The sequence below is a fragment of the Streptomyces sp. NBC_00448 genome (genome assembly GCF_036014115.1).
In the GTDB taxonomy this organism is placed as follows: domain Bacteria; phylum Actinomycetota; class Actinomycetes; order Streptomycetales; family Streptomycetaceae; genus Actinacidiphila.
Genome location: NZ_CP107913.1, coordinates 4,082,674 through 4,107,810 on the forward strand (window position 1 = coordinate 4,082,674; position 25,137 = coordinate 4,107,810).

At 73.0% G+C, this 25,137-nt stretch carries 22 protein-coding genes and 1 riboswitch; of the genes, 12 read left to right on the top strand and 10 right to left on the bottom strand.

The features are described 5' to 3' along the window. Positions 1 to 125 precede the first annotated feature (125 nt). Together murQ and OG370_RS17250 are read left to right on the top strand one after the other, a co-directional pair. Positions 126 to 1,055, top strand: coding sequence for an N-acetylmuramic acid 6-phosphate etherase (murQ, locus tag OG370_RS17245; protein WP_328465209.1), 930 nt, complete (start codon positions 126 to 128; stop codon positions 1,053 to 1,055). A gap of 293 nt (positions 1,056 to 1,348) precedes the next feature. After that, positions 1,349 to 1,843 (top strand): glutathione peroxidase, encoded by a 495-nt coding sequence (locus tag OG370_RS17250; RefSeq protein ID WP_328465211.1) that lies wholly within the window; start codon positions 1,349 to 1,351, stop codon positions 1,841 to 1,843. A 95-nt stretch (positions 1,844 to 1,938) separates the two neighbouring features. Here OG370_RS17250 and groL read toward each other — a convergent pair whose 3' ends face one another. The 4 genes from groL to thrC all read right to left on the bottom strand — a co-directional run bounded on the left by groL (position 1,939) and on the right by thrC (position 6,402). Beyond that, complete coding sequence (groL, locus tag OG370_RS17255) at positions 1,939 to 3,564, bottom strand: chaperonin GroEL (RefSeq protein WP_328465213.1); 1,626 nt, start codon at positions 3,562 to 3,564, stop codon at positions 1,939 to 1,941. Positions 3,565 to 4,096: 532 nt separating this feature from the next. After that, positions 4,097 to 4,300, bottom strand: a complete 204-nt coding sequence (locus tag OG370_RS17260) for a cold-shock protein (protein WP_009339379.1) — start codon at positions 4,298 to 4,300, stop codon at positions 4,097 to 4,099. Positions 4,301 to 4,801: 501 nt separating this feature from the next. Next, entirely contained in the window at positions 4,802 to 5,077 is a 276-nt protein-coding gene (locus OG370_RS17265; protein WP_328465216.1) for a MoaD/ThiS family protein, read from the bottom strand. After that, entirely contained in the window at positions 5,074 to 6,402 is a 1,329-nt protein-coding gene (gene thrC, locus OG370_RS17270) for a threonine synthase (protein ID WP_328465218.1), read from the bottom strand. The genes OG370_RS17265 and thrC overlap by 4 nt, the downstream gene beginning before the upstream one ends. A gap of 18 nt (positions 6,403 to 6,420) precedes the next feature. Further along, positions 6,421 to 6,552: riboswitch (SAM riboswitch) on the bottom strand. 184 nt (positions 6,553 to 6,736) lie between these two features. On the opposite strand from thrC, the gene OG370_RS17275 reads away from it, so the two are divergent. After that, positions 6,737 to 7,702 carry a glucosyl-3-phosphoglycerate synthase gene (locus OG370_RS17275; RefSeq protein ID WP_328465220.1) on the top strand — a complete coding sequence of 322 codons (966 nt, stop codon included), beginning with the start codon at positions 6,737 to 6,739 and terminating at the stop codon, positions 7,700 to 7,702. 71 nt (positions 7,703 to 7,773) lie between these two features. Then, a complete protein-coding gene (locus OG370_RS17280; RefSeq protein WP_328465222.1) occupies positions 7,774 to 9,198 on the top strand; it encodes an alpha,alpha-trehalose-phosphate synthase (UDP-forming) in 1,425 nt (474 codons plus the stop codon). Between the two features lie 59 nt (positions 9,199 to 9,257). Here the strand turns inward: OG370_RS17280 and OG370_RS17285 are convergent, their stop codons facing one another. Beyond that, positions 9,258 to 10,682 carry an MDR family MFS transporter gene (locus OG370_RS17285; protein WP_328465224.1) on the bottom strand — a complete coding sequence of 475 codons (1,425 nt, stop codon included), beginning with the start codon at positions 10,680 to 10,682 and terminating at the stop codon, positions 9,258 to 9,260. 119 nt (positions 10,683 to 10,801) lie between these two features. Between OG370_RS17285 and OG370_RS17290 the strand changes: the two genes are divergently transcribed. Both OG370_RS17290 and OG370_RS17295 read left to right on the top strand, forming a co-directional pair. Further along, entirely contained in the window at positions 10,802 to 11,476 is a 675-nt protein-coding gene (locus OG370_RS17290) for a TetR/AcrR family transcriptional regulator (RefSeq protein WP_328465226.1), read from the top strand. Between the two features lie 78 nt (positions 11,477 to 11,554). Further along, positions 11,555 to 12,556 carry an ArsR/SmtB family transcription factor gene (locus OG370_RS17295; protein WP_328465228.1) on the top strand — a complete coding sequence of 334 codons (1,002 nt, stop codon included), beginning with the start codon at positions 11,555 to 11,557 and terminating at the stop codon, positions 12,554 to 12,556. Positions 12,557 to 12,588: 32 nt separating this feature from the next. On the opposite strand, the gene OG370_RS17300 is transcribed toward OG370_RS17295, so the two are convergent. Continuing rightward, positions 12,589 to 13,206, bottom strand: a complete 618-nt coding sequence (locus OG370_RS17300; protein ID WP_328465230.1) for a TetR/AcrR family transcriptional regulator — start codon at positions 13,204 to 13,206, stop codon at positions 12,589 to 12,591. A gap of 119 nt (positions 13,207 to 13,325) precedes the next feature. On the opposite strand from OG370_RS17300, the gene OG370_RS17305 reads away from it, so the two are divergent. Then, a complete protein-coding gene (locus tag OG370_RS17305; RefSeq protein ID WP_328465232.1) occupies positions 13,326 to 14,195 on the top strand; it encodes a nuclear transport factor 2 family protein in 870 nt (289 codons plus the stop codon). 31 nt (positions 14,196 to 14,226) lie between these two features. On the opposite strand, the gene otsB is transcribed toward OG370_RS17305, so the two are convergent. The 3 genes from otsB to OG370_RS17320 all read right to left on the bottom strand — a co-directional run bounded on the left by otsB (position 14,227) and on the right by OG370_RS17320 (position 16,872). Further along, the gene (gene otsB, locus OG370_RS17310) at positions 14,227 to 15,075 is read right to left on the bottom strand and encodes a trehalose-phosphatase (protein WP_328465234.1); all 849 of its coding nucleotides are present in this window, start codon (positions 15,073 to 15,075) and stop codon (positions 14,227 to 14,229) included. A 181-nt stretch (positions 15,076 to 15,256) separates the two neighbouring features. Then, positions 15,257 to 15,568 (bottom strand): DUF3263 domain-containing protein, encoded by a 312-nt coding sequence (locus tag OG370_RS17315; protein ID WP_328465236.1) that lies wholly within the window; start codon positions 15,566 to 15,568, stop codon positions 15,257 to 15,259. A gap of 14 nt (positions 15,569 to 15,582) precedes the next feature. Further along, positions 15,583 to 16,872, bottom strand: a complete 1,290-nt coding sequence (locus OG370_RS17320) for an ABC transporter substrate-binding protein (RefSeq protein ID WP_328465238.1) — start codon at positions 16,870 to 16,872, stop codon at positions 15,583 to 15,585. A gap of 295 nt (positions 16,873 to 17,167) precedes the next feature. Between OG370_RS17320 and OG370_RS17325 the strand changes: the two genes are divergently transcribed. From OG370_RS17325 to OG370_RS17335, 3 genes are all read left to right on the top strand, one after another. Next, positions 17,168 to 18,100: an ROK family protein gene (locus OG370_RS17325; RefSeq protein ID WP_328465240.1), complete on the top strand. Its 933-nt coding sequence runs from the start codon at positions 17,168 to 17,170 to the stop codon at positions 18,098 to 18,100. After that, positions 18,100 to 19,311, top strand: a complete 1,212-nt coding sequence (gene nagA / locus OG370_RS17330; protein ID WP_328465242.1) for an N-acetylglucosamine-6-phosphate deacetylase — start codon at positions 18,100 to 18,102, stop codon at positions 19,309 to 19,311. Before OG370_RS17325 ends, nagA begins: the two co-directional genes overlap by 1 nt. 200 nt (positions 19,312 to 19,511) lie before the next feature. After that, entirely contained in the window at positions 19,512 to 20,447 is a 936-nt protein-coding gene (locus tag OG370_RS17335) for a 1-phosphofructokinase family hexose kinase (protein ID WP_328465244.1), read from the top strand. Between the two features lie 57 nt (positions 20,448 to 20,504). Here the strand turns inward: OG370_RS17335 and OG370_RS17340 are convergent, their stop codons facing one another. Beyond that, the gene (locus OG370_RS17340; RefSeq protein ID WP_328465246.1) at positions 20,505 to 21,551 is read right to left on the bottom strand and encodes a carbohydrate-binding protein; all 1,047 of its coding nucleotides are present in this window, start codon (positions 21,549 to 21,551) and stop codon (positions 20,505 to 20,507) included. Positions 21,552 to 21,745: 194 nt separating this feature from the next. On the opposite strand from OG370_RS17340, the gene OG370_RS17345 reads away from it, so the two are divergent. Both OG370_RS17345 and OG370_RS17350 read left to right on the top strand, forming a co-directional pair. Continuing rightward, positions 21,746 to 22,708: an SAM-dependent methyltransferase gene (locus OG370_RS17345; protein ID WP_328474199.1), complete on the top strand. Its 963-nt coding sequence runs from the start codon at positions 21,746 to 21,748 to the stop codon at positions 22,706 to 22,708. Between the two features lie 163 nt (positions 22,709 to 22,871). Beyond that, positions 22,872 to 25,091, top strand: a complete 2,220-nt coding sequence (locus tag OG370_RS17350; protein ID WP_328465248.1) for a serine/threonine-protein kinase — start codon at positions 22,872 to 22,874, stop codon at positions 25,089 to 25,091. Positions 25,092 to 25,137: the final 46 nt, after the last annotated feature.

The window sequence follows — 25,137 nt, forward strand, 5'->3', positions numbered from 1 at the left end:
GCCCGCCGCCGGCGACCCGACCGACCCGACCCTCACCCCTTTGGCGCCGTGCTCGCCGCACCCACCGTGCTTCACCCATCCCCCCGCATCGCGCCAGCCACCCGAGAAGGACGAACGAGCCGCACATGACCGACCAGTACACCGAGTTGCGCCGGGAGTTGGAGACGCTCACCACGGAGGCGTTCCGACCCGAACTCGCCGAGATCGACCGGCTGTCCACACTGGAGATCGCGCGGATCATGAACGGCGAGGACCTCACCGTGCCGGCCGCCGTCGCCCAGCAGCTGCCGCTGATCGCGACCGCCATCGACGGCATCGCCGAACGCATGGGCCGCGGCGGCCGGTTGGTCTACGCCGGCGCGGGCACCGCCGGACGGCTGGGCGTACTCGACGCGAGCGAGTGCCCGCCGACCTTCAACACCACACCGGGACGCGAGGTGGTCGGACTGATCGCGGGCGGCCCGGCGGCCATGGTCACCTCGATCGAGGGCGCCGAGGACAGCAAGGAACTCGCGGCGGCGGACCTGGCCGCGCTGGACCTCACCGAAGCCGACAGCGTGGTGGGGATCTCCGCGTCCGGGCGCACGCCGTACGCCCTCGGCGCGGTCGAGGCCGCCCGCCGGACCGGTGCGCTGACCGTCGGGCTGTCCTGCAACGCCGGGTCGCCGCTGGCCGCGGCCGCCGACCACGGCATCGAGGTCGTGGTCGGGCCCGAACTCGTGGTCGGCTCCACCCGGTTGAAGGCCGGCACCGCCCAGAAGCTCGTGCTCAACATGCTCTCGACGATCACGATGATCCGGCTCGGCAAGACCTACGGCAGCCTGATGGTCGACGTGCGGGCGTCCAACGAGAAGCTGCGGGCGCGCTCGCGCCGTATCGTCGCCCTCGCCACGGGTGCGGCCGACGCCGCCATCGAGGAGGCGCTCAGCGCGACCGACGGCGAGGTCAAGCCGGCGATCCTGGCCCTCCTGGCGAAGGTGGACGCCCCGACCGCCCTCCGCCTCCTCGCCGCCTCCAACGGCCACCTCCGCAAGGCGCTTGACGCGGTGAACTGACCCACCGGGGTGCCGTGTTCTGCCGGTTCAGGGACCACCTGTCAGTGGGTGGTTGCGCGCGCGGTTCCCCGCGCCCCTGAGCAACCGCGGCTTCTTCCGCGGAAAGAGCCGCACAAAACCAGGGGCGCTGGGGGCACCTCCCAGGCGAAGCCCTGGGGGTGGGGGTACCTCCCGGCGAAGCCAGGGGGAGAACGGCGCGACAAGCCCACCACCGGCAGGTGGTCCCTCGGCCGACAGCGCCAGGCACCCCGGTGGGTCGCTTCCCCCCGGGACGGGTGGAGCATGATGGGGGGATGAGCGATCTGAATGAGCTGGGCCTGACCACACTGGCAGGCGAGGAGACCACCTTCGGCCGACTGACCGGCGGAAAAGCCGCACTCGTGGTGAACGTCGCCAGCCAGTGCGGGTTGACCCCGCAGTACACCGCGTTGGAAGAACTGCACAAGGAGCTGTCGGGGCGGGGCTTCACCGTCGTCGGCTTCCCCTGCAACCAGTTCGGCGGGCAGGAGCCGGGCACGAACACGGAGATCCAGGAGTTCTGCTCCACGACCTACGGTGTGACCTTCCCCATGACGGACAAGGTCGAGGTCAACGGCCCCGACCGGCACCCCGTCTACCGGACGCTGACCGGCCAGGCGGACGCCGAGGGCGAGGCCGGCGACGTGCAGTGGAACTTCGAGAAGTTCCTGGTCGACCCGGCCGGCCAGGTCGTCGCCCGCTTCCGCCCGGGCATCACCCCGCAGGACCCCGAACTGCGCGCCGCGGTCGAGTCCGTGCTCCAGGGCTGATCCGCGCACACCTTCCCGCACGCGCGACGGCGCCCCCTCCCGGGAAGGGAGGGGGCGCCGTCGTCACGCGTGTGCTGGACGCCGATCCGGGGGGATCAGAAGTCCATGTCACCGCCGGGCATGCCACCCGGGGCGCCCGCGGGGGCCGCCTTCTCGGGCTTGTCGGCGATGACCGCCTCGGTGGTGAGGAAGAGCGCGGCGATGGAGGCCGCGTTCTGCAGCGCGGAGCGCGTCACCTTCGCCGGGTCGATGATGCCCTCGGCGACGAGGTCGACGTACTCACCGGTGGCCGCGTTCAGACCGTGGCCGGGGGTGAGGTTGCGCACCTTCTCCACCACGACGCCGCCTTCGAGGCCGGCGTTGACCGCGATCTGCTTCAGCGGGGCCTCGAGGGCGATCTTGACGGCGGCAGCGCCGGTCGCCTCGTCACCCTCCAGCTCCAGCTTCTCGAAGACGGCGGACGCCTGGAGCAGGGCCACGCCACCACCGGCGACGATGCCCTCCTCGACGGCGGCCTTGGCGTTGCGCACCGCGTCCTCGATGCGGTGCTTGCGCTCCTTGAGCTCGACCTCGGTGGCGGCACCGGCCTTGATGACGGCCACGCCGCCGGCCAGCTTCGCCAGGCGCTCCTGGAGCTTCTCGCGGTCGTAGTCCGAGTCGCTGTTCTCGATCTCGGCGCGGATCTGGTTGACCCGGCCGGCCACCTGCTCGGTGTCACCGGCGCCGTCGACGATGGTCGTCTCGTCCTTGGTGATGACGACCTTGCGGGCGCGGCCGAGCAGGTCGAGGCCCGCGTTCTCCAGCTTGAGGCCGACCTCCTCGGAGATGACGGTGCCACCGGTGAGGATGGCGATGTCGCCGAGCATGGCCTTGCGGCGGTCACCGAAGCCCGGGGCCTTGACGGCGACGGACTTGAAGGTGCCGCGGATCTTGTTGACCACCAGGGTGGAGAGGGCCTCGCCCTCGACGTCCTCGGCGATGATCAGCAGCGGCTTGCCGGACTGCATGACCTTCTCCAGCAGCGGAAGCAGGTCCTTCACCGCGGAGATCTTGGAGTTGACGATCAGGATGTAGGGGTCGTCGAGCGACGCCTCCATCCGCTCCAGGTCGGTGGCGAAGTAGGCGGAGATGAAGCCCTTGTCGAAGCGCATGCCCTCGGTGAGCTCGAGCTCGAGCCCGAAGGTCTGCGACTCCTCGACGGTGATGACGCCTTCCTTGCCGACCTTGTCCATGGCCTCGGCGATCAGCTCGCCGATCTGGGTGTCGGCGGCGGAGATGGAGGCGGTGGAGGCGATCTGCTCCTTGGTCTCCACATCCTTCGCCTGCTCCAGCAGCGCGGCGGAGACGGCCTCGACGGCCTTCTCGATCCCGCGCTTGAGGGCCATCGGGTTGGCGCCCGCGGCGACGTTGCGCAGGCCCTCCTTGACCAGAGCCTGGGCCAGGACGGTCGCGGTCGTCGTGCCGTCACCGGCCACGTCGTCGGTCTTCTTCGCGACTTCCTTGACCAGCTCGGCGCCGATCTTCTCGTACGGGTCCTCGAGTTCGATCTCCTTGGCGATGGAGACACCATCGTTGGTGATCGTGGGGGCGCCCCACTTCTTTTCGAGGACCACGTTCCGGCCCTTGGGGCCCAGGGTGACCTTGACGGCGTCGGCGAGCTGGTTCATCCCGCGCTCAAGGCCGCGCCGTGCCTCCTCGTCGAACGCGATGATCTTGGCCATGGTGAAGTGTCCTCCGCGGACTGGGTTGTTTGCGCTCGGGACCGTGTGGTGCCCGCGACGGACGGACCGCCGGCCACCGGTTCCTTCCCGGCACCCGTACGACCCTCACCGACCCGGCCCTGCTGTCACTCTCACAGGGAGAGTGCTAACGCCAATGATTAGCACTCTCCCTGTGCGAGTGCAAGCGGTCCTCGGGTGCCCACGCCTCGTTGGAGGGGCTCCCTCGCGGGCGGGCGGCGCCCACCCCCCGTGGGCAGGGGCGCCCTTGCGGCGTGGGTCGCACCCACGCGGACCTGCGTGTTCGGCCGCTTCCGTGGCGCGCCGCGCCCGCCGGCCCAGCCCCCGCGGCGAGTTGCCGGGCCGCCTGCCCGTCGGTGGCCGCTCGCGCAGTTCCTCCCCCCAGAGCTTCGCCTGGGAGGTGCCCCCAGCACCCCTGGGTGGGCACCCGGGCGGGAAAAGGGGGAGCCGCACCCCCGTGGGGTGCGGCTCCTCCGTGTGAAAGGTCGCGTCGATGGCCGAACGCGCCGTGAAGTCAGCCGGCGAGACGGACCATGTCCGCCTGCGGCCCCTTCTGACCCTGCGAGATCTCGAACTCGACCCGCTGGCCTTCTTCGAGGGTGCGGTACCCGTCCATTTGAATCGCGCTGTAGTGGACGAAGACATCCGCACCACCGTCGACCGCGATGAAGCCGTAGCCCTTCTCCGCGTTGAACCACTTGACGGTGCCCTGAGCCATTCCTAACTCCCCTATTGCTGGCCCTATCGCGGCCCCGCACTTCACGGGCCCGGGTCAGACCTCACCCACCCGTTCACCCCTTACCGTCGACAGGTGGGGGTCCTGGGGGGCGTGCGCCGGAACGCGTCGACCGCGGCTGAATGTATCTGCACGGATGCCGTCTGCAACAGGTCAATCGGACGAGAATTCTGGGCGCGACCCATCGGAAATAGTCCGAGAAAAAACGATAAGCCGGGGCAACCCGGGCCGGACATAGAGGGCGAAACGGAGAATTCGTTCGTGAATTTGGCGATAAATCGCCGCAGCCGGCTCGACCGGGTGTCCGCGCTACGAGATTGCCCCCGGCAACTGTACAACTTTTCAACTACCACCCTGTGACGCGGATGCCCCGTCCACCCGAAGGGGTGAACGGGGCACAAACCGCCAGAACCCGCACCGGCGGACCAACTCCCGCTGGGCGGCGGCCGGTTCGGTCGCCGAGACGAAGTCCGTCCGCGAGGTTCAGCCGCCGGCTACCGCGGGAATGATCGAGACGCTCGCGCCATCCGGCACGGCCGTCTCCAGCCCTTGGGAAAACCGCACGTCGTCGTCGTTGACATACACGTTCACAAAGCGCCGCAGCTTTCCTGCGTCATCCAGCACGCGCGCCGAAATGCCCTTGTGATCGCGCTCGAGCGAGCCGATCACCTCGGCGAGGGTCGAACCCTCGGCGGACACCTCGGCCTGGCCGCCGGTGTAGGTGCGGAGAATGGTGGGGATACGTACGGAAGCACTCATGCGAGGCCAGCCTCTCGGAATGCGGCAAGGGTCGGGCGAATGGTCGCGGTCGGTCCGGTGGTCGGCGCCACCGCGTCCAGGGTCTTCAGTCCGTCGCCGGTGTTGAGCACGACGGTCTCGGCGGCCGGGTCGAGCTGCCCGGACTCGATCAGCTTCTTCAGCACGCCGACGGTCACACCGCCCGCGGTCTCGGCGAAGATGCCCTCGGTCCGCGCGAGCAGCTTGATCGCGTCCACGATCTGCTCGTCGTTCACGTCCTCCACGGCCCCGCCGGTGCGCCGGGCGATGTCCAGGACGTACGGGCCGTCCGCCGGGTTGCCGATCGCCAGCGACTTGGCGATGGTGTCCGGCTTCACCGGCCGCACGACGTCGTGCCCGGCCTTGAAGGCCGCCGACACCGGGGAGCACCCCTCCGCCTGGGCACCGTAGATCTTGTAGGGCTTCTCCTCGACCAGGCCGAGCGCGATCAGTTCCTTGAGGCCCTTGTCGATCTTGGTGAGCTGCGAGCCGGACGCGATCGGGATGACCAGGTTGTCGGGCAGCCGCCAGCCGAGCTGCTCGGCGATCTCGTAGGCGAGCGTCTTGGAGCCCTCGCCGTAGTACGGCCGCAGGTTGACGTTGACGAAACCCCAGCCCTCGCCGATCGGGTCGCCGATCAGCTCGGAGCAGAAGCGGTTCACGTCGTCGTAGGAGCCCTCGATGCCGACCAGTTCGCCGCCGTAGACCGCGGCCATCACGACCTTGCCGGCCTCCAGGTCGTGCGGGATGAACACGCAGGAGCGGAAGCCCGCCCGGGCGGCTGCGGCGCCGACCGCGCCGGCCAGGTTGCCGGTGGAGGAGCAGGACAGCGTGGTGAGCCCGAAGGTGCGGGCGGCCTCCAGCGCGATCGCGACCACCCGGTCCTTGAAGGAGTGGGTGGGGTTGCCGGAGTCGTCCTTGACGTGCAGGCCGCCGGTGATGCCCAGTTCGCGGGCGAGGTTGTCGGCCTTGACGAGCTTGGTCCAGCCGGGGTTGAGGTTCGGCTTGGTGGCGACGTCGACCGGCACCGGCAGCAGCGGGGCGTACCGCCAGATGTTGGTCGGCCCGGCCTCGATCCGCGCGCGCAGCGCCTCGGGGTCGCCGGTCGGAAGGTCGTAGGCCACTTCGAGCGGCCCGAAACACTCCAGGCAGGCGAAGACCGGGCTCAGCGGATAGCGGGTGCCGCACTCCCGGCAGGACAGCGCGGCGGCCGGTCCGAACGGTGCGGGTGCTCCGGCGTCCTGGGCACCCTGGGCGCCGAGGGCGGAGTCGGTGGTGGTGGTACTTGCGACGGTTTGCGCAGCCATGACAGGCGAGGCCCTTTCTCCTCATCTTCCTCGCACGCGGGCGCGTCACGAGACGGAATTGGCACCTTCCCCACCGTGCTTGACCTCGCGGTCGGCGGGAGGGTTGCCGGGGCTTCTACGGGCCGTTCCCTCTGCCCCTCTGGATGAGCGGTATGGCGACCGGGCGGTACGGACCGCACCCGTCGCGTTTGTCACGCGCCACGCCCCCGGCATGCGGTGGCGTCACGCGTTGTTCAAGACTGTAACCGACACGGGTGGCGGTTGAGATAGTCGTCCGCACCGCGAGATGGATCACACGCCCGGCATCAGGGCGTGTCCGAGGGAGAGGACTCACGTGCTCGACGAGGTGGAGCACTGGCTGCGCGGGAGGTCGTGGTCGGCCGCCGACCGGCCGCTTGACCTGCTGCTCGCCGCCAAACGCGCGGCCGGCAGCCAGGGCACGGTCAGCGTGGTGCTGCCGGCGCTGGACGAGGAGGACACCGTCGGTGCCATCGTGGCCGCGATCCGCCGGGACCTGATGTCCGCGCAAGTGCCGCTGGTGGACGAGCTGGTCGTCGTCGACTCCGGCTCGACCGACCGTACGGCCGAGGTCGCCGCCGCGGCGGGCGCCCGCGTGGTCGACCGGGACGCGATCCTGCCGCGGCTGCCGGCCGTGCCCGGCAAGGGCGAGGTGCTGTGGCGGTCGCTGCTGGTGACCAGCGGCGAGATCGTCTGCTTCGTCGACGCGGACCTGCGCGGGTTCGACGCCCGCTTCGTCTCCGGGATCGTCGGGCCGCTGCTCACCGAGCCCGCCGTGCAGCTGGTCAAGGCGATGTACGACCGCCCGCTGGAGACCGGCGGGACCGTGGTGCCCGCGGGCGGCGGCCGCGTCACCGAACTCGTCGCCCGCCCCCTGCTCAACCTGCACTGGCCGCAGCTGGCCGGCTTCGTCCAGCCGCTCGGCGGCGAGTACGCGGCCCGCCGCTCGCTGCTCGAACGGCTCCCGTTCCCGGTCGGGTACGGCGTCGAACTCGGCATGCTCATCGATGCGTTGGGCCTGGTCGGGCTGGACGCGCTCGGGCAGGTCGACGTCGGGGTGCGCCATCACCGGCACCAGGACGGCCAGGCGCTCGGGCGGATGGCGGCGGCGATCTACCGGACCGCGCAGGTCCGGCTCGCCCGGGGACAGCTGGTACGGCCGCGGCTCACGCAGTTCGGCCGCTCCGGCGCCGCCTTCGTCCCCAGCACCCACCCGGTCGACACGGAGGAGCGGCCCCCCATGAGCGTCCTGCCGGAATACCTCGCCCGCCGAGCGGCGTAGCGCGGCATCGCGACGGGCGAAGGGCACCGAATACACGTTTGAGCTGCGCGGCAAATGGCTAGGCTCGCGGCATGGAGGGATCTTCGCAGGGTGCCCGGATTCTGGTCGCGTCGAACCGCGGCCCGGTGTCGTACACCGTGGCAGCCGACGGCACCCTGGGGAGCCGTCGCGGTGGCGGCGGCGTCGTCTCGGGGCTGAGCGCGATCGGCCCGGACGCGGGCGCCGTGTGGGTGTGCGCGGCGCTCTCGGAGGGTGACCGGGAGGCGGTGCGGCGCGGCGTCGCCGAGCCCGGGGTGCGGATGATCGCGGTGCCGCCGGAGGTGTTCCACTCGGCGTACAACGACATCGCGAACTCGGTGCTGTGGTTCGTGCACCACCTGCTCTACCAGACCCCGTTCGAGCCGGTCTTCGACGAGGAGTTCCGCGGCCAGTGGGCCGCCTACGAGGCGTACAACGCGGCGTTCGCCGACACGCTCGCCCAGGAGGCCGCCGAGGGCGCCGCCGTCCTCGTGCAGGACTACCACCTCGCGCTGGTGCCCGCGCTGCTCCGCGAGCGCCGCCCCGACCTGCGGATCGGCCACTTCTCGCACACGCCGTGGGCCCCGCCGGACTACTTCCGCCTGCTGCCCGACGACGTGGCCGCGCACCTGCTCGAAGGCATCCTCGGCGCCGACCGGGCCGCGTTCCTCACCCGCCGCTGGGCCGCCGCGTTCGCCGCGTGCTGCGCCGACGTGCTGGGCGCCGAGGTATCCGCCGACGGCGAGGCGGTCACGTACCGCGGCCGGACCACCCGGCTGGGCGTGCACGGACTGGGCGCCGACGGGGAGTTCCTGCGCGAGCGCTCGCAGCGGCCCGACGTCGGCGAGCGGATGGCGGCGCTGCGCGCGGAGGCCGGGCCGGGGCGGCGGCTGATCGTCCGGGTGGACCGCACCGAGCTGTCGAAGAACATCGTGCGCGGCCTGCACGCCTACCGGCAGCTCCTCACCGAGCACCCGGGTTGGCGCGAGCGCGTGGTGCACGTCGCCTTCGCCTACCCGTCGCGGCAGGACCTGGCGATCTACCGGGAGTACACCGCGGAGGTCGCCCGGGTGGCCACCGCGATCAACGACGACTTCGGCACCGACGGGTGGACGCCGGTCATCCTCAAGGTCGACGACGACTTCGCCCGCTCGCTCGCGGCCTACCGCCTCGCCGACGTGGCGCTCGTCAACCCGATCCGCGACGGCATGAACCTCGTCGCCAAGGAGGTCCCGGTCGTCTCCGACCAGGGGGTCGCGCTCGTGCTGTCCCGCGAGGCGGGCGCCTTCGAGGAGTTGGGGGACGACGCCTTCACCGTCAACCCCTACGACATCCGCGCGACCGCCGTCGCCCTCAACCTCGCGCTCACCCTCCCCGAGGCCGACCGTGCCGACCGCACCAAGCGCCTCGCCGCGGCAGCCACCGCGCTCCCCCCGAGCCAGTGGTTCCTCGACCAACTCCACGCGCTCGGCGGGTAGTCGGACGCCATCCGGGCCTTTCGGGCTCTCCGGGCCATCCCGCGAGGAGGGCGCCGTCCTCAATCGGCCACGCCGGCAGCCGGCAGGAGGAGGGCCGGGGCGGCCGCGGCCGACGTCAGCGCGAGCACCACGGCGAAGGTGAGGCCGTACGCCGAACCGGTTCCATGGTGGCGCAGCGCGCTCTGGAGGAGGACGGCGAGCAGGGCGGCCCCGAAGGACCCCCCGAGCTGCTGGGCGATGCGGGTGATGACGCCGGCATGGGGGATGTCCGCACGGCCGAGCCCCCGGTAGGCACCCAGCATGATGGCGATGTTGGCCGCGCTGAGCCCGAACCCGCGCACGACGAGGGCGGCGGCGAGCAGGAGCCCCGGGGGGTGCCGGGCGGCGAAGGCGAAGGGCAGCGTGCCGAGGGCGGTGAGCGCGAACCCCGCCAGTACGACCGGACGCGGCCCGATCCGGTCGGCGAGTCCGCCCGCGGGGCGGGCCAGCAGGCTGCCGACGCCCTGCGGCACGAGCAGCAGCCCGGCGGCGACGACGGACGCGCCCCGCACCTGCTGGTAGTAGAGCGGGAGCAGCAGCATCGAGCCGAAGAGCGCGAACCCGGAGAGGAACAGCAGCGCGGAGGACGCGGCGAAGCCGCGCGAGCGGAACAGGCGCAGGTCGAGGAGGGGGCCGCGGACGCGCAGCGCGCGGAGGGTGAAGGCACACAGCAGGAGGGCGCCGAGGGCGAGCGGCAGCAGCACCCGGGTGCGGGCGGCGGCGCCGGTGCCCGCGGTGGCGAGGGCGTAGACGAGGGCGGCCAGCCCCGGTGAGAGCAGCAACAGGCCGGTGACGTCGAGCCGTTGGACGCGGGTGGGGGTGTCGGCGGGCAGGTGGCGCCAGGCGAGGTGGAGCGCGGCGAGGCAGATCGGCGGGTTGACGTAGAAGATCCAGCGCCAGTCGAGGTGGCCCACGATGAGGCCGCCGGCGACCGGCCCGAGGATCGGCCCGGCCAGCGCGGGCAGCGTGATGACGGCCATCAGCCGGCCGAGCGGGCGGCCGGCGGCGGCGCGCAGCAGGAGGGTCTGCAGGATCGGCAGCATCAGGCCGCCGCCGATGCCCTGGATCACCCGGAAGACGACGAGCGAGCCGACGTTCCAGGCGGCGCCGCACAGCACGGAACCGGTGAGGAAGAGCAGCAGGGAGACCAGCCACATCCGTTTGGCGCCGAACCGTTCGGCGGTCCAGCCGGCGGCGGGGATCGCGGAGGCGACGGCGAGGAGGTAGCCGGTGCCGACCCACTGGATGGTGGCGACGGACGCGCCGAGGTCGCGGCCCAGGGTGCGCAGCGCGACGTTGACGATGGTGCTGTCGAGCAGGGGCGCGAGGGCGCCGAGCACCAGGATGAGGGCGAGTTTGACCAGGGCCGGGTCCACCCGGCGCGAAGCCGTGTCGCCCCCGGCTCCCCCGGCGGGCCTGCCCTCTGTTCCGCTGACCGCGCTCATCGCCCGCTCCCCCGCCCGCCTGCGGGCACTACCGCCGGCTCTCATCAAGAGACGGTCCGTCTCCAATCGCCACGATAGACTGCCCCCATAAGAGACGCAAGGTCTCCAATGGAGGGCCCGTGCACGACGGCAGCAACGCAAGCGGCAGCGACGGCGGCGCCCCCGGGCCTACGGCGACGCACCCCTCGGGCGACCCCGCCCCCACCCGCCGGCGCGGCGCCGAACTGGAGGCGGACCTGCTCGAAGCCGCGTGGGCGGAACTCCGCGCGGTCGGCTACGCCCGGCTGACCATGGAGGGCGTGGCCGCCCGTGCGCACACCGGGAAGCAGGTGCTGTACCGGCGGTGGCCGAACCGCGCGGCCCTGGTCGTCGCCGCGATGCGGCACAACGTCGGGTCGATCGCGGACCACGTCCCCGAGACGGGAGGGCTGCGCGGCGACGCGCTCGCCGTGCTCGCCGCCATGGCCGAGCGGCAGCGGCAGATCGGCAGCGACACCCTGCACGGCCTGATGGCCGAAGCCGCCGATCTCGACACCCAGGCGTTCGTGATCATGCACGACGTCATGGCGGCGGTGCTGCGGCGGGCCGCCGAGCGGGGCGAGATCCCGACCGCCGAACTGCCGCCCCGCGTCACCACGGTCGCGGTGAACCTGCTGCGCAACGAACTCCTCTTCACCCGGGAGCCGTTGGGCGCGCGCGTCCTGGAGGAGATCGTCGACGACGTGTTCCTGCCGCTGGCCCGCGGTGGGGCGGCGGCCGGTGGAGCGGATACGACCGGTGGCGCCACGCGCTAGCGCCGCGAACCGGTGAACCTTTCCTGGCACGGCGCTAGCGTGGGAGGGGAAGCCGACGCTTCAACGGGGGAGTCCGGAGTGCTGAGGGTCCATTTCACCGCCGCGGACGTCGCACGGCTGCGGGTGGCTCCCGCCGGGCCGTTGACGGAGTGCATGGTCGCGCTGTCGACGGCGCAACTGCCGTGCCGCACACCGCTGCTGGGTGGGTGGCGGGCGCGGGTGCGGGACCGGTTGCCGCCGGACGCGCGAACGCTGGCGCTGGCCTGGGCGGAGCCGCGGCGGGCGCTGGACCTGTTCACGGCCCTGGGCGCGGACGCCGAACTGGACGAGGGCATAGCGGATCTGCTGGCGGGACCGCGCCGGTTACGGGAGGAGCTCAGGCTGTATCCGCCCAAGTTCCTCGAACGCCAGCCGGATTGGCTGATGAGCGGGATCGGGGGCGGCGGCGCCACGGCGGCACGGGTGTCGGGAGCGCTCAACTCGGCCTTCTCGACGGCGATCGGCCCTTACTGGGACCGGCTGCAGGGTGCACTGTCCGGTCAACTGGCCTCGTACGGTCGGGCGATGGCGAGCGGTGGGGTGGACGCGCTGTTCGCGCGGCTCGGGCCGTGGCTGCGCTGGTCGCCACCGGTGCTGGAGATCGCCGCCGAACCGGCCTGGAGCACCAGAGACGTTCGGCTGGGCGGGCAGGGTCTGGCCCTGGTGCCGTCGTTCTTCTGCGACGCCCCGCAGATGTTCAGGCCCACCGAGGGCGGTGAGGCCATGCTGATCCACCCAGTGCCGCTGGAGTCGTCCGACGTCGCCCGCGTCCTCGCCCCGCCGCCGTCGGCACGGCGCTCGGCGCTGGCCGCGCTGCTCGGCCACACCCGCGCCGCGGTACTGGAGGCGGTCGACGACGGCACCACCACCGGGGAGTTGGCGCGGCGGCTGGCCATCTCCCCGTCGAGCGCGAGCAAGCACGCGACGGTGCTGCGCGAGGCGGGCCTGCTCACCTCCCGTCGCGAGCGCGAGCACGTCTGGCACACCCTCACCCCCGCGGCCGTGCACCTGCTCAACTCCGTCCCGGGCGCGGGTGCGTAGCCCACGCCCCTGACGCCGGGACGGACCCGGCGTCAGGAGTCGGCGTCGCCAACCGGCTCGGACACCGGGGGCTTCGGGGCCAGGCCGTCGAGGAGGACCGACAGCAGCCGGGCCGGGTCGGCGGGGGTGGCCGAGCGCGGGCGCATGGCGTGGAGGAAGGCGGAGACCAGCGCCATCAGGTCGGCGGCGGTGAGGTCGGCGCGGACGGTGCCGGCGGCCTGGGCGCGCGCGAGCAGCCCGGCGATCTCCTCGCGGAGGACGGCGGCGGTGGCCATCACCGCGTCCTGGATGTCGACGCCGGAGCCGACCAGCGCGTCGACGAGGTCCTGCTTGGGCGCGGACTCGCGCAGCAGGTGGTCGAGGAAGGCGGCCAGCGCGGTCCCGGGGTCGCCGCCGAAGTCGCCGTCCGCGCTGCCGAGTTCGCGGGCGCGGTGGATGAGCTGGTGCAGCCGGTCGTGCACGACGGCCTCGAACAGGGCTTCCTTCGTGGGGAAGTGCCGGTAGAGGGTGCCGGGGCCCACCCCCGCGCGCCGGGCGATCACGTCGAGCGGCACCGCGATGCCCTCGGTCGCGAACGCCTCCCGGGCGACCTCCAGCAGTCGGTCCCGGTTGCGCTGCGCGTCGGCCCGCAGCGGCCTCGTCTCCGGCACGTCGATCGCCCCTTCCCGTACCCCGTCCCGGGTACCACTTCAAATGGAGAGCACTCTCCGGTACGGTGACAACCGGGGCGCACTCTCCGATTCTACGGTGCCCCGGGAGGACGTCAGCCATGCCCACGCGCACGCCCCGCGAGACCGTCGAGGGGTTCCTCGCCGCCACCATCGGCGAGGACCCCGGCGCCCTCGCCGACTTCTACGCCCCGCACGTCGTCATCGACATGCCCTTCGCCCCGCCCGAGTTGTATCCGGCCCGCACCGAGACCACCCGCGAGGAGCTACGGTCCCGGTTCCGCGCGGGTGCGGCCGTCCGCCGCTACGAGACCGTGCGGGACGTACGGTTGCACGAGACCGGCGACCCCGAACAGGTCGTCGCCGAGTACACGTTGGACGGCCGCCTGCTCACCGGCGACGCGCCCTTCACCCTCTCCTTCGCGATGTTCCTGACCATCCGCGACGGCCACATCGTGCACACCCGCGACTACGCCGACCCGCTGGCCGGGGCGAAGGCACTCGGCCGCCTGCCCGAACTCCTCACGGCCCTCGGGGCGCCGGCACCCGGGCCGGACCCAACCACCGCGAGCCCGGACGGCGTTGTCAGCGGCGAGGACCGGGTCGCCGTCACCGACCTGCTGGCCCTGCACGGCCACCTCACCGACGCCGGTGAACTCGACCGGCTGGACGAGGTGTTCAGCTCCGACATCGTCTACGACCTCACCGGACTCACCCCGGCCCGCGGCACCCTGCGCGGGCTCGACGCCCTCGTCGACGCCGCCCACGCCCTCGGCCCGGCGAACCCCGTCGGCCACCACGTCACCAACACGGTCGTCCGCGCCGGCGAACACGCGGACCGGGCCTACGCCCGGTCCAAGGGGATCGGCGTCATGGCCGACGGCACCAGCGGGAGCGTCACCTACGACGACACCCTCGTACGCGGCCCGCGCGGTTGGCGCGTCACGCACCGCAGGATCACCTCGCGGTGACGGACCCCGCGGTGCCGGGTCGACAGCCGGGTCAACCCAGTTCGTCGGCCAGGTGGTTGAGGAGAGCGACGACGCCGGACGGGCCATCGACGGTGAGGTCGGCCTGCGACAGCACCTCCTTGGGGGTCTCCTCGGCGCCCGCGCTGGCGACGAGGAGCCCGGGCAGGCCCTGGGCACGCAGTTCCGCGACGGCGGCGTACGCGGCGAGGTCGCCGAGGTCGTCGCCGGCGTACAGCACGCTGCCCGCGCCGACCTCGCGGAGGTACGCGGCGAGGGCCACGCCCTTGTCCACGCCGGGCGGGCGCAGTTCGAGGACGTAGCGGCCGGGTTCGACCACGAGGCCGTGCCGCGCGGCGAGTTCGCCCAGCGGCACGCGCAGCGCCTCGAACGCGGCGTCCGGGTCCTCGGTGCGGCGGGTGTGGACGGCGACCGCGCGGCCGCCCTTGTCCTCGATCCAGGTGCCGCGCCACGCGCCGATCGACTCCAGGAAGCCGGGCAGTTCGGCACGGACGGCGGTGACGCCGGGGTGCGCGGCGGGCGCGTGCACCTCGCCGCTGCGGGGGTCCCAGCGCTCGGCGCCGTAGTGGCCGAGGACCACGAGGTGCTCCAGGCCGGGGACCCCGGCGAAGCCGCCGTATCGTACGGCGACCCCCGCCGGGCGGCCGGTGATGATCGCCGCCGCGGCCAGGTGCGGGGCGAGCCGGGCCAGCGCTCCTGCCGCGCCCGGGTGGGCACGGGCCTGTTCGGGGTCCGGCACGATGGGGGCGAGCGTGCCGTCGAAGTCCAGCGCGACGACGGCACGTTCGGGGTGGGCCAGCAACGCGGTCAGAGCGTCCTTGCCCTCGGGGGTGTGCGGGGTGAACGTCTCGGCGTAAGCCATGCATGTGAGCCTAGCGGAACCCTCCAGGGTGGTCCGTGCTGTCGGTTCAGGGACCACCTGCCGGTTGTGGGCTGGCCGCGCCGTTCTCCCGCAGAGCTTCGCCTGGGTGATGCCCCCACGCGCCCCTGAGCATGTGCGGCTCCTCCCGCGAGAAGAGGGTCGCCTACCCAGGAGCCCCCATTCAGCGGTTTTCTGAGCGGCGTTGTCTTGTCAGGCGCCAGCGGTTGACCGTGGTCGGGGCGGCCCGGAGGGCGCGGGGGTCGTCGAGGAGGGCGTTGAGGTGCTGGAAGAACGCGGTCGGGGAGATGCCGAGCCGTTCCCGGATCGCCCGGTCGCGCGGACCGGGCCCGGTCCAGTTCCGGCCGGCGAGGTCGAGCACCGCCAGGTCCTGCGCGGAGAGCCCGGGGGAACCGCCGACCGTATCCGTATCCGTGTTCGCAGCCGTATCCGTACCGGGGTCCGTCTGTGCGGCTTCGCCGCCCTGCTCGGTCACCTCGATCGCACCCCCTACTGCGATTGGGACGTCAGCCCCTGCCCGTCCTGGACCTCCGCGAAGTTCTGCAACTGCGACAGTACGGTCTTCGGGTCGCTGTGCACCGCCGTGCCGATGACCTTCTTCACCCGGTCGTTCACCTTCGTCCAGGAGGTCTTGTCCACCGGGTAGAAGACCGCCTCGGGCAGCAGGTTCAGGAACTGGACGAGGTCGGCGTCGCGCTTCTCGCCCTGCATGACCTGGGAGGCCGAGGTGGTCACCGGCAGCAGGCCGTACTCGTCGAGGAACTTGACCGTGTTCTTGGTCTGGTAGACGTACCGGAGCAGCTTGCGGTCGGCGTCGAGGTTGCCGTTCTGCTTGAAGGCCATCGCCCAGTCGGCGACGCCGAGGGTGTCCTGGTCCGGGCCGTCCTTGCCCGGCAGCGGCGCGACACCGACGTCGACGCCGCGCGCGCGGGCCTGCGCCAGCAGTGTCGGGTGGCCGTTGATCATGCCCGCGTTGCCGGACATGAAGTCGTCGAAGACCTCCTGCCGGTTGGTCTTGACGGGGTCCTTCCCGCCGATCAGCTTCGCGTCGACGAGGTTCTTCTTCAGCCAGGTGAACGCCTCGACGTTCTCGGCGGAGTCGAAGGTGTAGTTGCCGACCGTGTCGGTGATGCCGCCGTTGGCGCCGAGCATCCACATCAGGGACTCCGCCTGCGACTCCTCCGGGCCGAGCGGCAGCCCGTAGGGGACCTTCACGCCGTCCGCCTTGAGCAGCTTCGCGTCGGCGGCGAGGTCGTCCCAGGTCCTGGGCGCCTTGTAGATGCCGGCGTGCTTGAACAGGTCCTTGTTGTAGAAGAACATCCGGGAACTGGACGCCCACGGCAGGCCGTACTGGGTGCGGTCGACCGATCCGGCCTGGGCCAGCGAGGGGATGAAGTCGGCCTGCTGGCTCACCGTGAAGAGCTGGTCGGCGCTGTAGAGCTGGCCCTTGGCGGCGTAGTCGGCGTACGAGCCCATCTGCGCGATGTCCGGCGGGTTGCCGGCCTTGACCATGGCGGCGACCTTGTCGTCCACGTCGTTCCAGCTCAGTACCTGCACATCGACCTTGATGTCCGGGTACTGCTTCTCGAAGCCGTGCACGATGTCGTTCCAGTACACCAGCGAGCTGTTGTCGGTCTTCGCGTCGCCGTAGTCCGCGGCCACCAGGTGCAGCGTCACGTCCTTGCTCTGCGCCGTGGAGCCGCCGCAGGCGCTGACACCCGTCAGGGCCAGCGCGGAAGTGAGGCCGGCCGCGAGGCCGAGAAGTCGTCGCCGCTGCACTGTTCCTACCACCCTTGGGACTTCGGGAAAGATCGGGATGCGGGCGGGGCCGCCCGCCGGGCCACCGCAGAAAGAGCCGAGTCTTCCCCATATCTTTAGCCAAGGTCTACACCATGAGTGAGATCTCTTCGACGGCGGGCCCCATCCTGCGCCCGCCGCCCGCCTCGTGACGGGCTTTTTCGCCTCCCCGACCGCACCCCTCTGACCTGCTCGGCAATATGCATCTTTCCTGAGAATCGATCTTCCGGGCCGAGTGGACTAGACCTCTATAGGGGTGAGACGCGAGACTGTCCACGTGAGACATGTCATCGCCCTCGATGTGGGCGGCACCGGGATGAAGGCGGCGCTGGTCGCCGAAGACGGCACGCTGCTGCACCAGGCACGCCGACCGACGGGCCGCGAGCGCGGCGCACAGGCCGTGGTGACCGCGATTCTCGACTTCGCCGCGGACCTGCGCGAGCACGGCCGCGCCGAGTACGGCCAAGGCGCGGTGGCCGCCGGCGTGGTGGTGCCCGGCATCGTGGACGCCGCGGCCGGCATCGCCGTCTACGCCGCCAACCTGGGCTGGAAGGACCTGCCGCTGCGCGACCTGCTCTCCGAGCGGCTGGACGGCCTGCCGGTGGCGCTCAACCACGACGTGCGGGCCGGCGGCCTGGCCGAGGGCCGGATCGGCGCGGGCAACGGCGCCGACCGGTTCCTGTTCCTGCCGCTGGGCACCGGCATCGCCGGCGCCATCGGCATCGAGGGCCGGATCGAGGCCGGCGCGCACGGCTACGCCGGGGAGATCGGCCACATCGTGGTCCGCCCCGGCGGCCGGGAGTGCGGCTGCGGGCAGCGCGGCTGCCTGGAGGCGTACGCCTCGGCCGGCGCGATCTCCCGGACCTGGGCTGCCGCCAGCGGCGATCCGGCCGCCGACGCGGCCGCCTGCGCGCGGGCGGTCGAGGCCGGCGACCTGGCGGCGATCGAGGTGTGGCGGGAGGCGATCGACGCGCTCGCCGACGGCCTGGTCACCGGACTGACCCTGCTCGACCCCCGGATGCTGGTCATCGGCGGCGGCCTCGCCGAGGCCGGCGACACCCTCTTCGGCCCGTTGCGGGCGGCCGTCGAGGCGCGCATCACCTTCCAGAAACTCCCGCTCATCGTCCCTGCCGCGCTGGGAGACACCGCCGGCTGCCTGGGCGCGGGCCTGCTCGCCTGGGATCTGATCTCCGTGGAGGTATCCGCCTGATGGCCCCCGTAACGACAACGCAGCGCACCGTCCTGACGGGTGCCCGCGTGGTGCTGCCGTCCGGCGTGGTGAACAGCGGCCGGATCACGGTCGACGGCACCCGGATCGCCGCCGACGAGCAGGCCGAGCAGGCCACCCACGACCTGGCCGGGCGCGGCTACACGGTGGTGCCCGGGTTCGTGGACATCCACAACCACGGCGGCGGCGGCGCGTCCTTCACCTCCGGCACCGCCGAGGACATCCTCACCGGCGTGCGCACCCACCGCGAGCACGGCACCACCACGGTGGTCGCCTCCACCGTCACCGAGAACCTCGACGCGCTCGCCCGGCAGGCCGCGCTGCTCTCCGAGATCGTCGAGCAGGGCGACCTGGCCGGCATCCACTACGAGGGCCCGTTCATCTCGCCCTGCCGCAAGGGCGCGCACGACCCGACGCTGCTGCGCGACCCCGACCCGGCGACCGTGCGCAAGCTGATCGAGGCCGGCCGCGGCGCGGTGCGGATGGTCACGCTCGCCGCCGAACTGCCCGGCGGCATCGAGTCGGTACGGCTGCTCGCCGACCTCGGGGTGATCGCCGCGATCGGCCACACCGACGCCGACTACGAGCAGACCCGCCAGGCGATCGACGCGGGCGCGACCGTGGCGACCCACCTGTTCAACGCGATGCCGCCGCTCCACCACCGCGAGCCGGGCCCGATCTCGGCGCTGCTGGAGGACGAGCGGATCACGGTGGAGCTGATCAACGACGGCACCCACCTGCACCCGTCCGTGCTCGAACTCGCCTTCGGCAGCGCCGGCGCCGCCCGGGTCGCGTTCATCACCGACGCGATGGACGCGGCCGGCTTCGGCGACGGGATGTACGACCTCGGGCCGTTGAAGGTCGAGGTACGGCAGGGCGTGGCGCGGCTGGCGGAGGGCAACTCGATCGCCGGGTCGACGCTCACCCTGGACACCGCGTTCAAGCGCGCGCTCACCATTGACGGGCTCGCGCTCACCGACGCCGTGCAGGCGATCTCGGTCAACCCGGCCCGGCTGCTGGGCCTGTCGGACCGGATCGGCTCGCTGGAGCCCGGCAAGGACGCGGACCTGGTGGTGCTGGACGAGGCGTACGACCTGGTGGGCGTCATGCGCAAGGGCGCGTGGGTGGTCGAGCCGCCCGCTTCCGTCTCCCCTGCGTCCCCCGCCTCGGCCGCTCCCGCCGAGCGGTCGTAGCGGAACCGGAGGCCCGCCATGCGCCCCAGCCCTCCCGGCCGTCGCCCGTGCGGCCCCGTCGGCCCTGCCCGGCCGCGGGGCCGCCACGGGCTGCTTCGGGCCGCCCGACCGGCGCCCGTCGCCCGTCCCGTCTTCAACTTCCCGGTAAAAGCGGCCGTCCCGCTCTGGGCCCGCCGCCGTCCGTTTGCCAAAATCAACAGGTGATCATCACCGTCACGCTCAACAGCGCCCTGGATGTGACCTACCGGGTCCCGTCCCTGATACCGCATGCCACCCACCGGGTGCTGGAGGCGGTGGAACGGCCCGGCGGCAAGGGACTCAACGTCGCCCGCGTGCTCGCCGCGCTCGGCCACCGCGCCACCGTCACCGGCTTCGCCGGCGGCCCGGCCGGCGACGAGCTGCGCCGCGGCCTCGCGGCGGTGCCGCACGCGGACCGGCTCACCGACGCCCTGGTGCCGGTGGCCGGCAGCACCCGGCGCACGGTCGGCGTGGTGGACGCGGCCACCGGCGACACCACCATGTTCAACGAGCCCGGGCCGACCGTCGGCCCCGCCGAGTGGGCGGCCTTCCTCGACGTCTACCGCGAGTTGCTCGCCGGCCCCGACACCGAGGCGGTCGCGCTGTGCGGGAGCCTGCCGCCGGGCCTGGCGGTCGGCGCGTACGCCGAACTGGTCCGGGAGGCGCGCGCGGCGGGCGTCTACGTGCTGCTCGACACCAGCGGCGAGCCGCTGCGCCGCGGCCTTGCCGCCCGCCCCGACCTGATCAAGCCCAACGCGGCCGAGCTGGCCGGGCTCACCGGCTTCTCCGAGCCCGCCCGCGCGGCCCACGACACCAGGCGGCGGGGCGCCCGCGGGGTGGCCGCGTCGCTCGGCGCCGACGGGATGCTCGCGGTCACCGAGGACGGCGCCTGGCGGGCCCTGCCGCCGGGCCGGCTGGCGGGCAACCCCACCGGCGCCGGCGACTCGGCGGTCGCCGGGCTGCTGTCCGGGCACGTGGAGGGGCTGCCGTGGCCGGACCGGCTGGCCCGCGCGGTCGCCCTGTCGGCGGCGACCGTGCTGGCACCGGCCGCCGGGGAGTACGACGAGGCCGGGTACGAGGAGCTGCTGCCGAAGGTGGAGGTCGTCCCGGCGGGGTAGGCGGGCGGGCGAGGCGGGCGGCCGGGCCGGGAGCGCCGGCCCCGCGGAGCGGTCCGCCTACTTCGTGACCGCGCCCTCCTTGAGCCACACCTGGTCGAGGTTGGCCCCGCAGTTGCTGTCGGCCGGGGTGCAGGAGAGCGTCAGGACGTTGGCGCCCTTCTTCAGGTTCACGTAGTTGAAGGTCGTCATGTTCCACGCCTTCGCCCAGTCGGTGGCGTTGCCGTAGTTCTTGAGCTTCACCGGGTCGGTGCGCGGCTTGCCGTTCACGCCGAGGGTGAGGGTGGCGTCGGGGCCGGCGTTCGCGTAGCTGACGAAGTACGTGTAGGCGTCGTCCTTCGGCACGACCACCGTCCAGCTCACCGTGGCGCCCTGGGTGCCCATGCTGTCGACGTAGGTGCCGCCCGACGCGTTCGCGCCCGGGTGCTCGGTGCTCTTCGCGGCGCCGCCGCTCAGCGCGAGCGTGGACGCGTCGACCTTCTTCGAGTCGAACGGCGCCGGGGTCGCGGACGGCGACGCGGACTGGCTCGGCGCGGTGCTCGCGCTGGTCGCGCCGGTCGGCTTGTCGTCGGCCTGCTTCTTCTTGTCGCCCGAGCTGTTGGTCATCGCGAACGCGATGCCGATCGCGACGGCGGCGACCACCGCGACGGCCGCGATGAGCAGGCCCCTGCGGTTCGGGGCGCCGGAGCCGTCCTGGCCGCCCGGCCCACCGGCCCTGCGGCCCCCGGGCGGGCCCTGCTGCGGGTCGTACGGCGGAGGGCCGGACTGCTGCGGCTGGCCCTGCGCCTGCGGGTACTGCGCGGTCGGGCCGCCGTACTGGCCCGCGTACTGCTGCCGGCCCTGGTCGTAGCCGTACGGCGCCTGGGGCGGGTAGCCGTAACCGCCGCCCTGCTGCTGGGGCGGGGCCTGCGGCGGGTAGCCGTAGCCACCGGTCGCCGGGCGCCGCTCACCGACCCGCTGCACCTGGTGGTACGAGGTGCGGGGCACGCCGGGCTGTCCGGCCGCCGGCTGGCCGCCGGCCGGGTCGGGCTGGTCGTCGCCCTCCGACCGGTAGAGATACGCGAACGGGTCGTCGTTCTCCGGCGTGCCGTCGTTTCCGGCAGTCATCCGCTGTCCACTCCCTCGACTGTGGTATGCCAGGCACCTTACCGGCCTCGGACGACACACCTCCCACGCTCTTCGACGCATGGGCAGGTCGGTAAGGTTCCCCTGTGAGCAGCGCCACGGGTTCCGGCCGCCCCGATCCGGGTCCGGGCCCGGATCAGGACCGCGTGCCCGGGTGGCTGCCCTGGCGGGACGCGATGGAGCTGGCACTCTACGGCCCCGGTGGATTCTTCCGCCGGGAGCGGCCCGCCGACCACTTCCGCACCTCCGTGCACGCGTCTGCGCTGTTCGCCGGCGCCGTGGCGGAACTCCTCGCCCGGGTGGACACCGCGCTCGGCCACCCCGCGGAGCTGGACTTCGTCGACATGGCGGCGGGCTCGGGCGAACTCGCCGCCGGTGTGCTGGCCGCTCTCCCGCCGTCGCTCGCGGCCCGCGTGCGCGTGCACGCCGTCGAGCGCTCCGCCCGCCCGGCCGGGCTCGACCCCCGTGTCGCCTGGACCGCCGAACCTCCCGCGGGTGCGCGCGGCCTGCTGTTCGCCAACGAATGGCTGGACAACGTTCCCCTGCCGGTCGCCGCGCCCGGCCCCGACGGCCACGCCCACTATGTCGAGGTGCGGCGGGCGGACGGCGCGGAACGCCTGGGCGCCCGGGTGAGCGGTGAGGACGCGAGGTGGCTGGAGCGGTGGTGGCCGCTGGGCGCGGGCGGCGGGCCCGACCGGCGTGCGGAGATCGGCCGCGACCGTGAGGTGGCCTGGCGGCGGGCCGTCGCCGCGCTGGCCGCGGGCCTGGCGGTGGCGGTGGACTACGGCCACACCGCGGCGGCCCGCCCGGCGCTGGGCACCCTGACGGGGTATCGCGACGGCCGCCAGGCCGTCGCCGTGCCGGACGGCACGATGGACCTGACCGCGCACGTGGCGATGGACGCGCTCCCGGGCACCCTGACCACGCAGCGCGAGGCACTGCACGCCCTGGGGGTGCGCGGGCAGCGGCCCCCGCTCGCCCTGGCCGCGCAGGACGCGCCCGCCTATCTGCGGGCGCTGGCCGCCGCCACGGAAGCGGCGGAGCTGACCGCGAAGGGCGGCCTCGGCGACTTCCTGTGGCTCACCACGCCCGTCGGTGCGGGGTGCGCGGACCTGCTGCGGCCGCCGGCCGCGGACTGAGCGCCGCCCGGCCCGCCGACAGGCTTCCCTCCGCAGGTCGTTCACCCTTCCTCCATTCCTCCTCCCCGCGTTCGTCCGCCCCGCCTGCAACCGCGCGGGGCGCGACCGTCGTGTCACCCAGGGACGCGGGACGGGTCAGCAGGGGCCAGGGGGAGGCGGGGGCATGGCCAGTATCGGCATCAGGCCGCTCGGCGAGGACGACCCGAGGCGGCTCGGACCGTACCGGCTGCTGTGGCGGCTGACCACCGGCGGCATGGGGCGGATCTACCTGGCCAGGCCCCAGCGGGAGGGCCCGCTCGTCGCGGTCAAGACGCTGCTGGCGGAAGGCGTGGTCAGCGAACCCGACCGCAAGCGCTTCGCCCGCGAGGTGGACCTGGCCCGGCGGGTGGACAGTTCCTACACCGCCCGCCTGCTCGACGCCGACGCCCGGGCCGAACGGCCCTGGATGGCCATCGACTACGTGCCCGCGCCGTCGCTGGGCGACCTGGTCCGCGCGGCGGGCCCGCTGCCGCCCGAGGCGCTGCCCTGGCTGGCGGCCGGCACCGTACAGGCCCTGCTGGCCCTGCACGACAAGGGCGTCGTGCACCGCGACGTCAAACCCCAGAACATCCTGCTGCCGCTGACCGGGCCGCTGGTCATCGACTTCGGCATCTCGCACGCGATCGACAAGACCACCACCTCGCTGACGCTGGGCACCATCGACTACACCTCGCCCGAGCAGGCACTCGGCCGGCGCTCCACCCAGGCTTCGGACGTGTTCTCGCTGGGCGCGACCCTCTTCCACCTCGCGGTCGGCCGCGCGCCCTACCCGGAGACCGACGACGGCCCGCTGCAACGGCTGGCCCGGGTGCAGAGCGGCACCCTCGACCTGTCCGGTCTGCCGCCGGCGCTGGCCCCGCTGATCCACCCGACCCTGGCCGCGGAACCGGAGGCGCGCCCCACCCTCGGCGAACTCCTGGTGCGCTTCATCGACGAGGCCGACCGGGCGCCCGCGGCGCGTGGCGCGCAGCACCGGCTGCCGGTGCGCTGGACGGCGCTGATCGACGCGTATGAGGCGCACGGGCGGGCGCTGGACCTGGACGAGGGCGGCGCCGTCGCGATGGCCGACGAGCACACCCGCCCGCTGCCACCCCCGGCGCCCACCCTCGTGGACACCCGGGAGCGGGCGGCCCGCCGGGAGCGGGAGGAGCAGGCCCGCCAGGCGCGCGAGCAGCGGGAGCGGGAGCTGCGCGAGCTGGCCGCGGCGACGCGGGCGAAGGCGGCCGAGGCCGAGCGGCAGCGGCGGGCCGAACAGGAGGCGGCGGAAGCGGCGGCCGCCGCCGAGGCGGCCCGGAAGAAGGCCGAGCGCGAGACGGCGGAACGCGAGAAGGCCGAGCGGCGCAGAGCGGAACAGCGCCGGGTGGAGCAGCGCAGAGCCGAGGAACTGGCCGCCGAGCGGCGCAGAGCCGAGCAGAAGAAGGCCGAGCAGCGCAAGGCCGACCAGCGCGCGGCCGAACGCCGTGCCGCCGCGGCCAAGGCGAAGCAGGGGGAGTCCGGCTGCATGCTGCTGGCGACCGTCGTGCTCCTCGTCGCGCTGGTGGCCTGGCATCCGTGGACCGGCCACCACGGCTCGGGCTCGACCGCCGGCGCGACGGGCGCCTCGTCGGGAACCCCGTTCTCGTCCGGCGGGAGCGGCCTTTCGTCCGACGACCCGAACAGCGACAACGCCAACTCCGCGTCGGACAGCACCGGCGGCGACGCCGGCACCGCGTCGGGCGGCGGCTCGGACGACTCGGACGGCTCGGTCGGCAGCTCGGACGGCTCGGACGGCGACACCGTCCCGGACACGACGCCTCCCGCGCCCACCACCACGACCCCGCCACCCGACCCGACCGAGGAGGCGTTCAAGGCCGTCCCGGTCGGCGACTGCCTGCCGGTCTACGACACCGGCCGCGGCGGCAGCACCATCGCGTGGAGCGCCTCCGTCCCACCGAGCCCGGTGTCCTGCTCGGGCCAGTGGGGCGGCCTGGTCCAGGTCACCAGCCGCACCAGCGGCAGTTGCCCGAGCGGCACCGGCAAGTCGTCGTGGAGCTACTACTCCGCGTCCTCGGGCGACACCACGCGGCTGTGCCTCACCCGCGTCTTCCTCCCGCACTACTGCCTGCTCGGCACGCAGTCCGGCGACTCCATCAGCATCGGCCCGATGACGGCCGTGGACTGCACCGCGAAGCAGGTCCCGGTGCCGTACAACCAGGTCATGTGGATATCGGGCGTCTACCGGGCCCCGTCGGGCGCCTCCGCGAACAACTGCGTGCGGGGGGCGAGCGACCGGACCCGGTACTGGGCCTGGCTGGTGAACGACGGCAGCACGCTGCTGTGCACGACGATCTACCAGTCCGGCTGAGCGGAGCGCACTGGAGCGGACCGGCGCGGACCCGGGCGGACCGGGT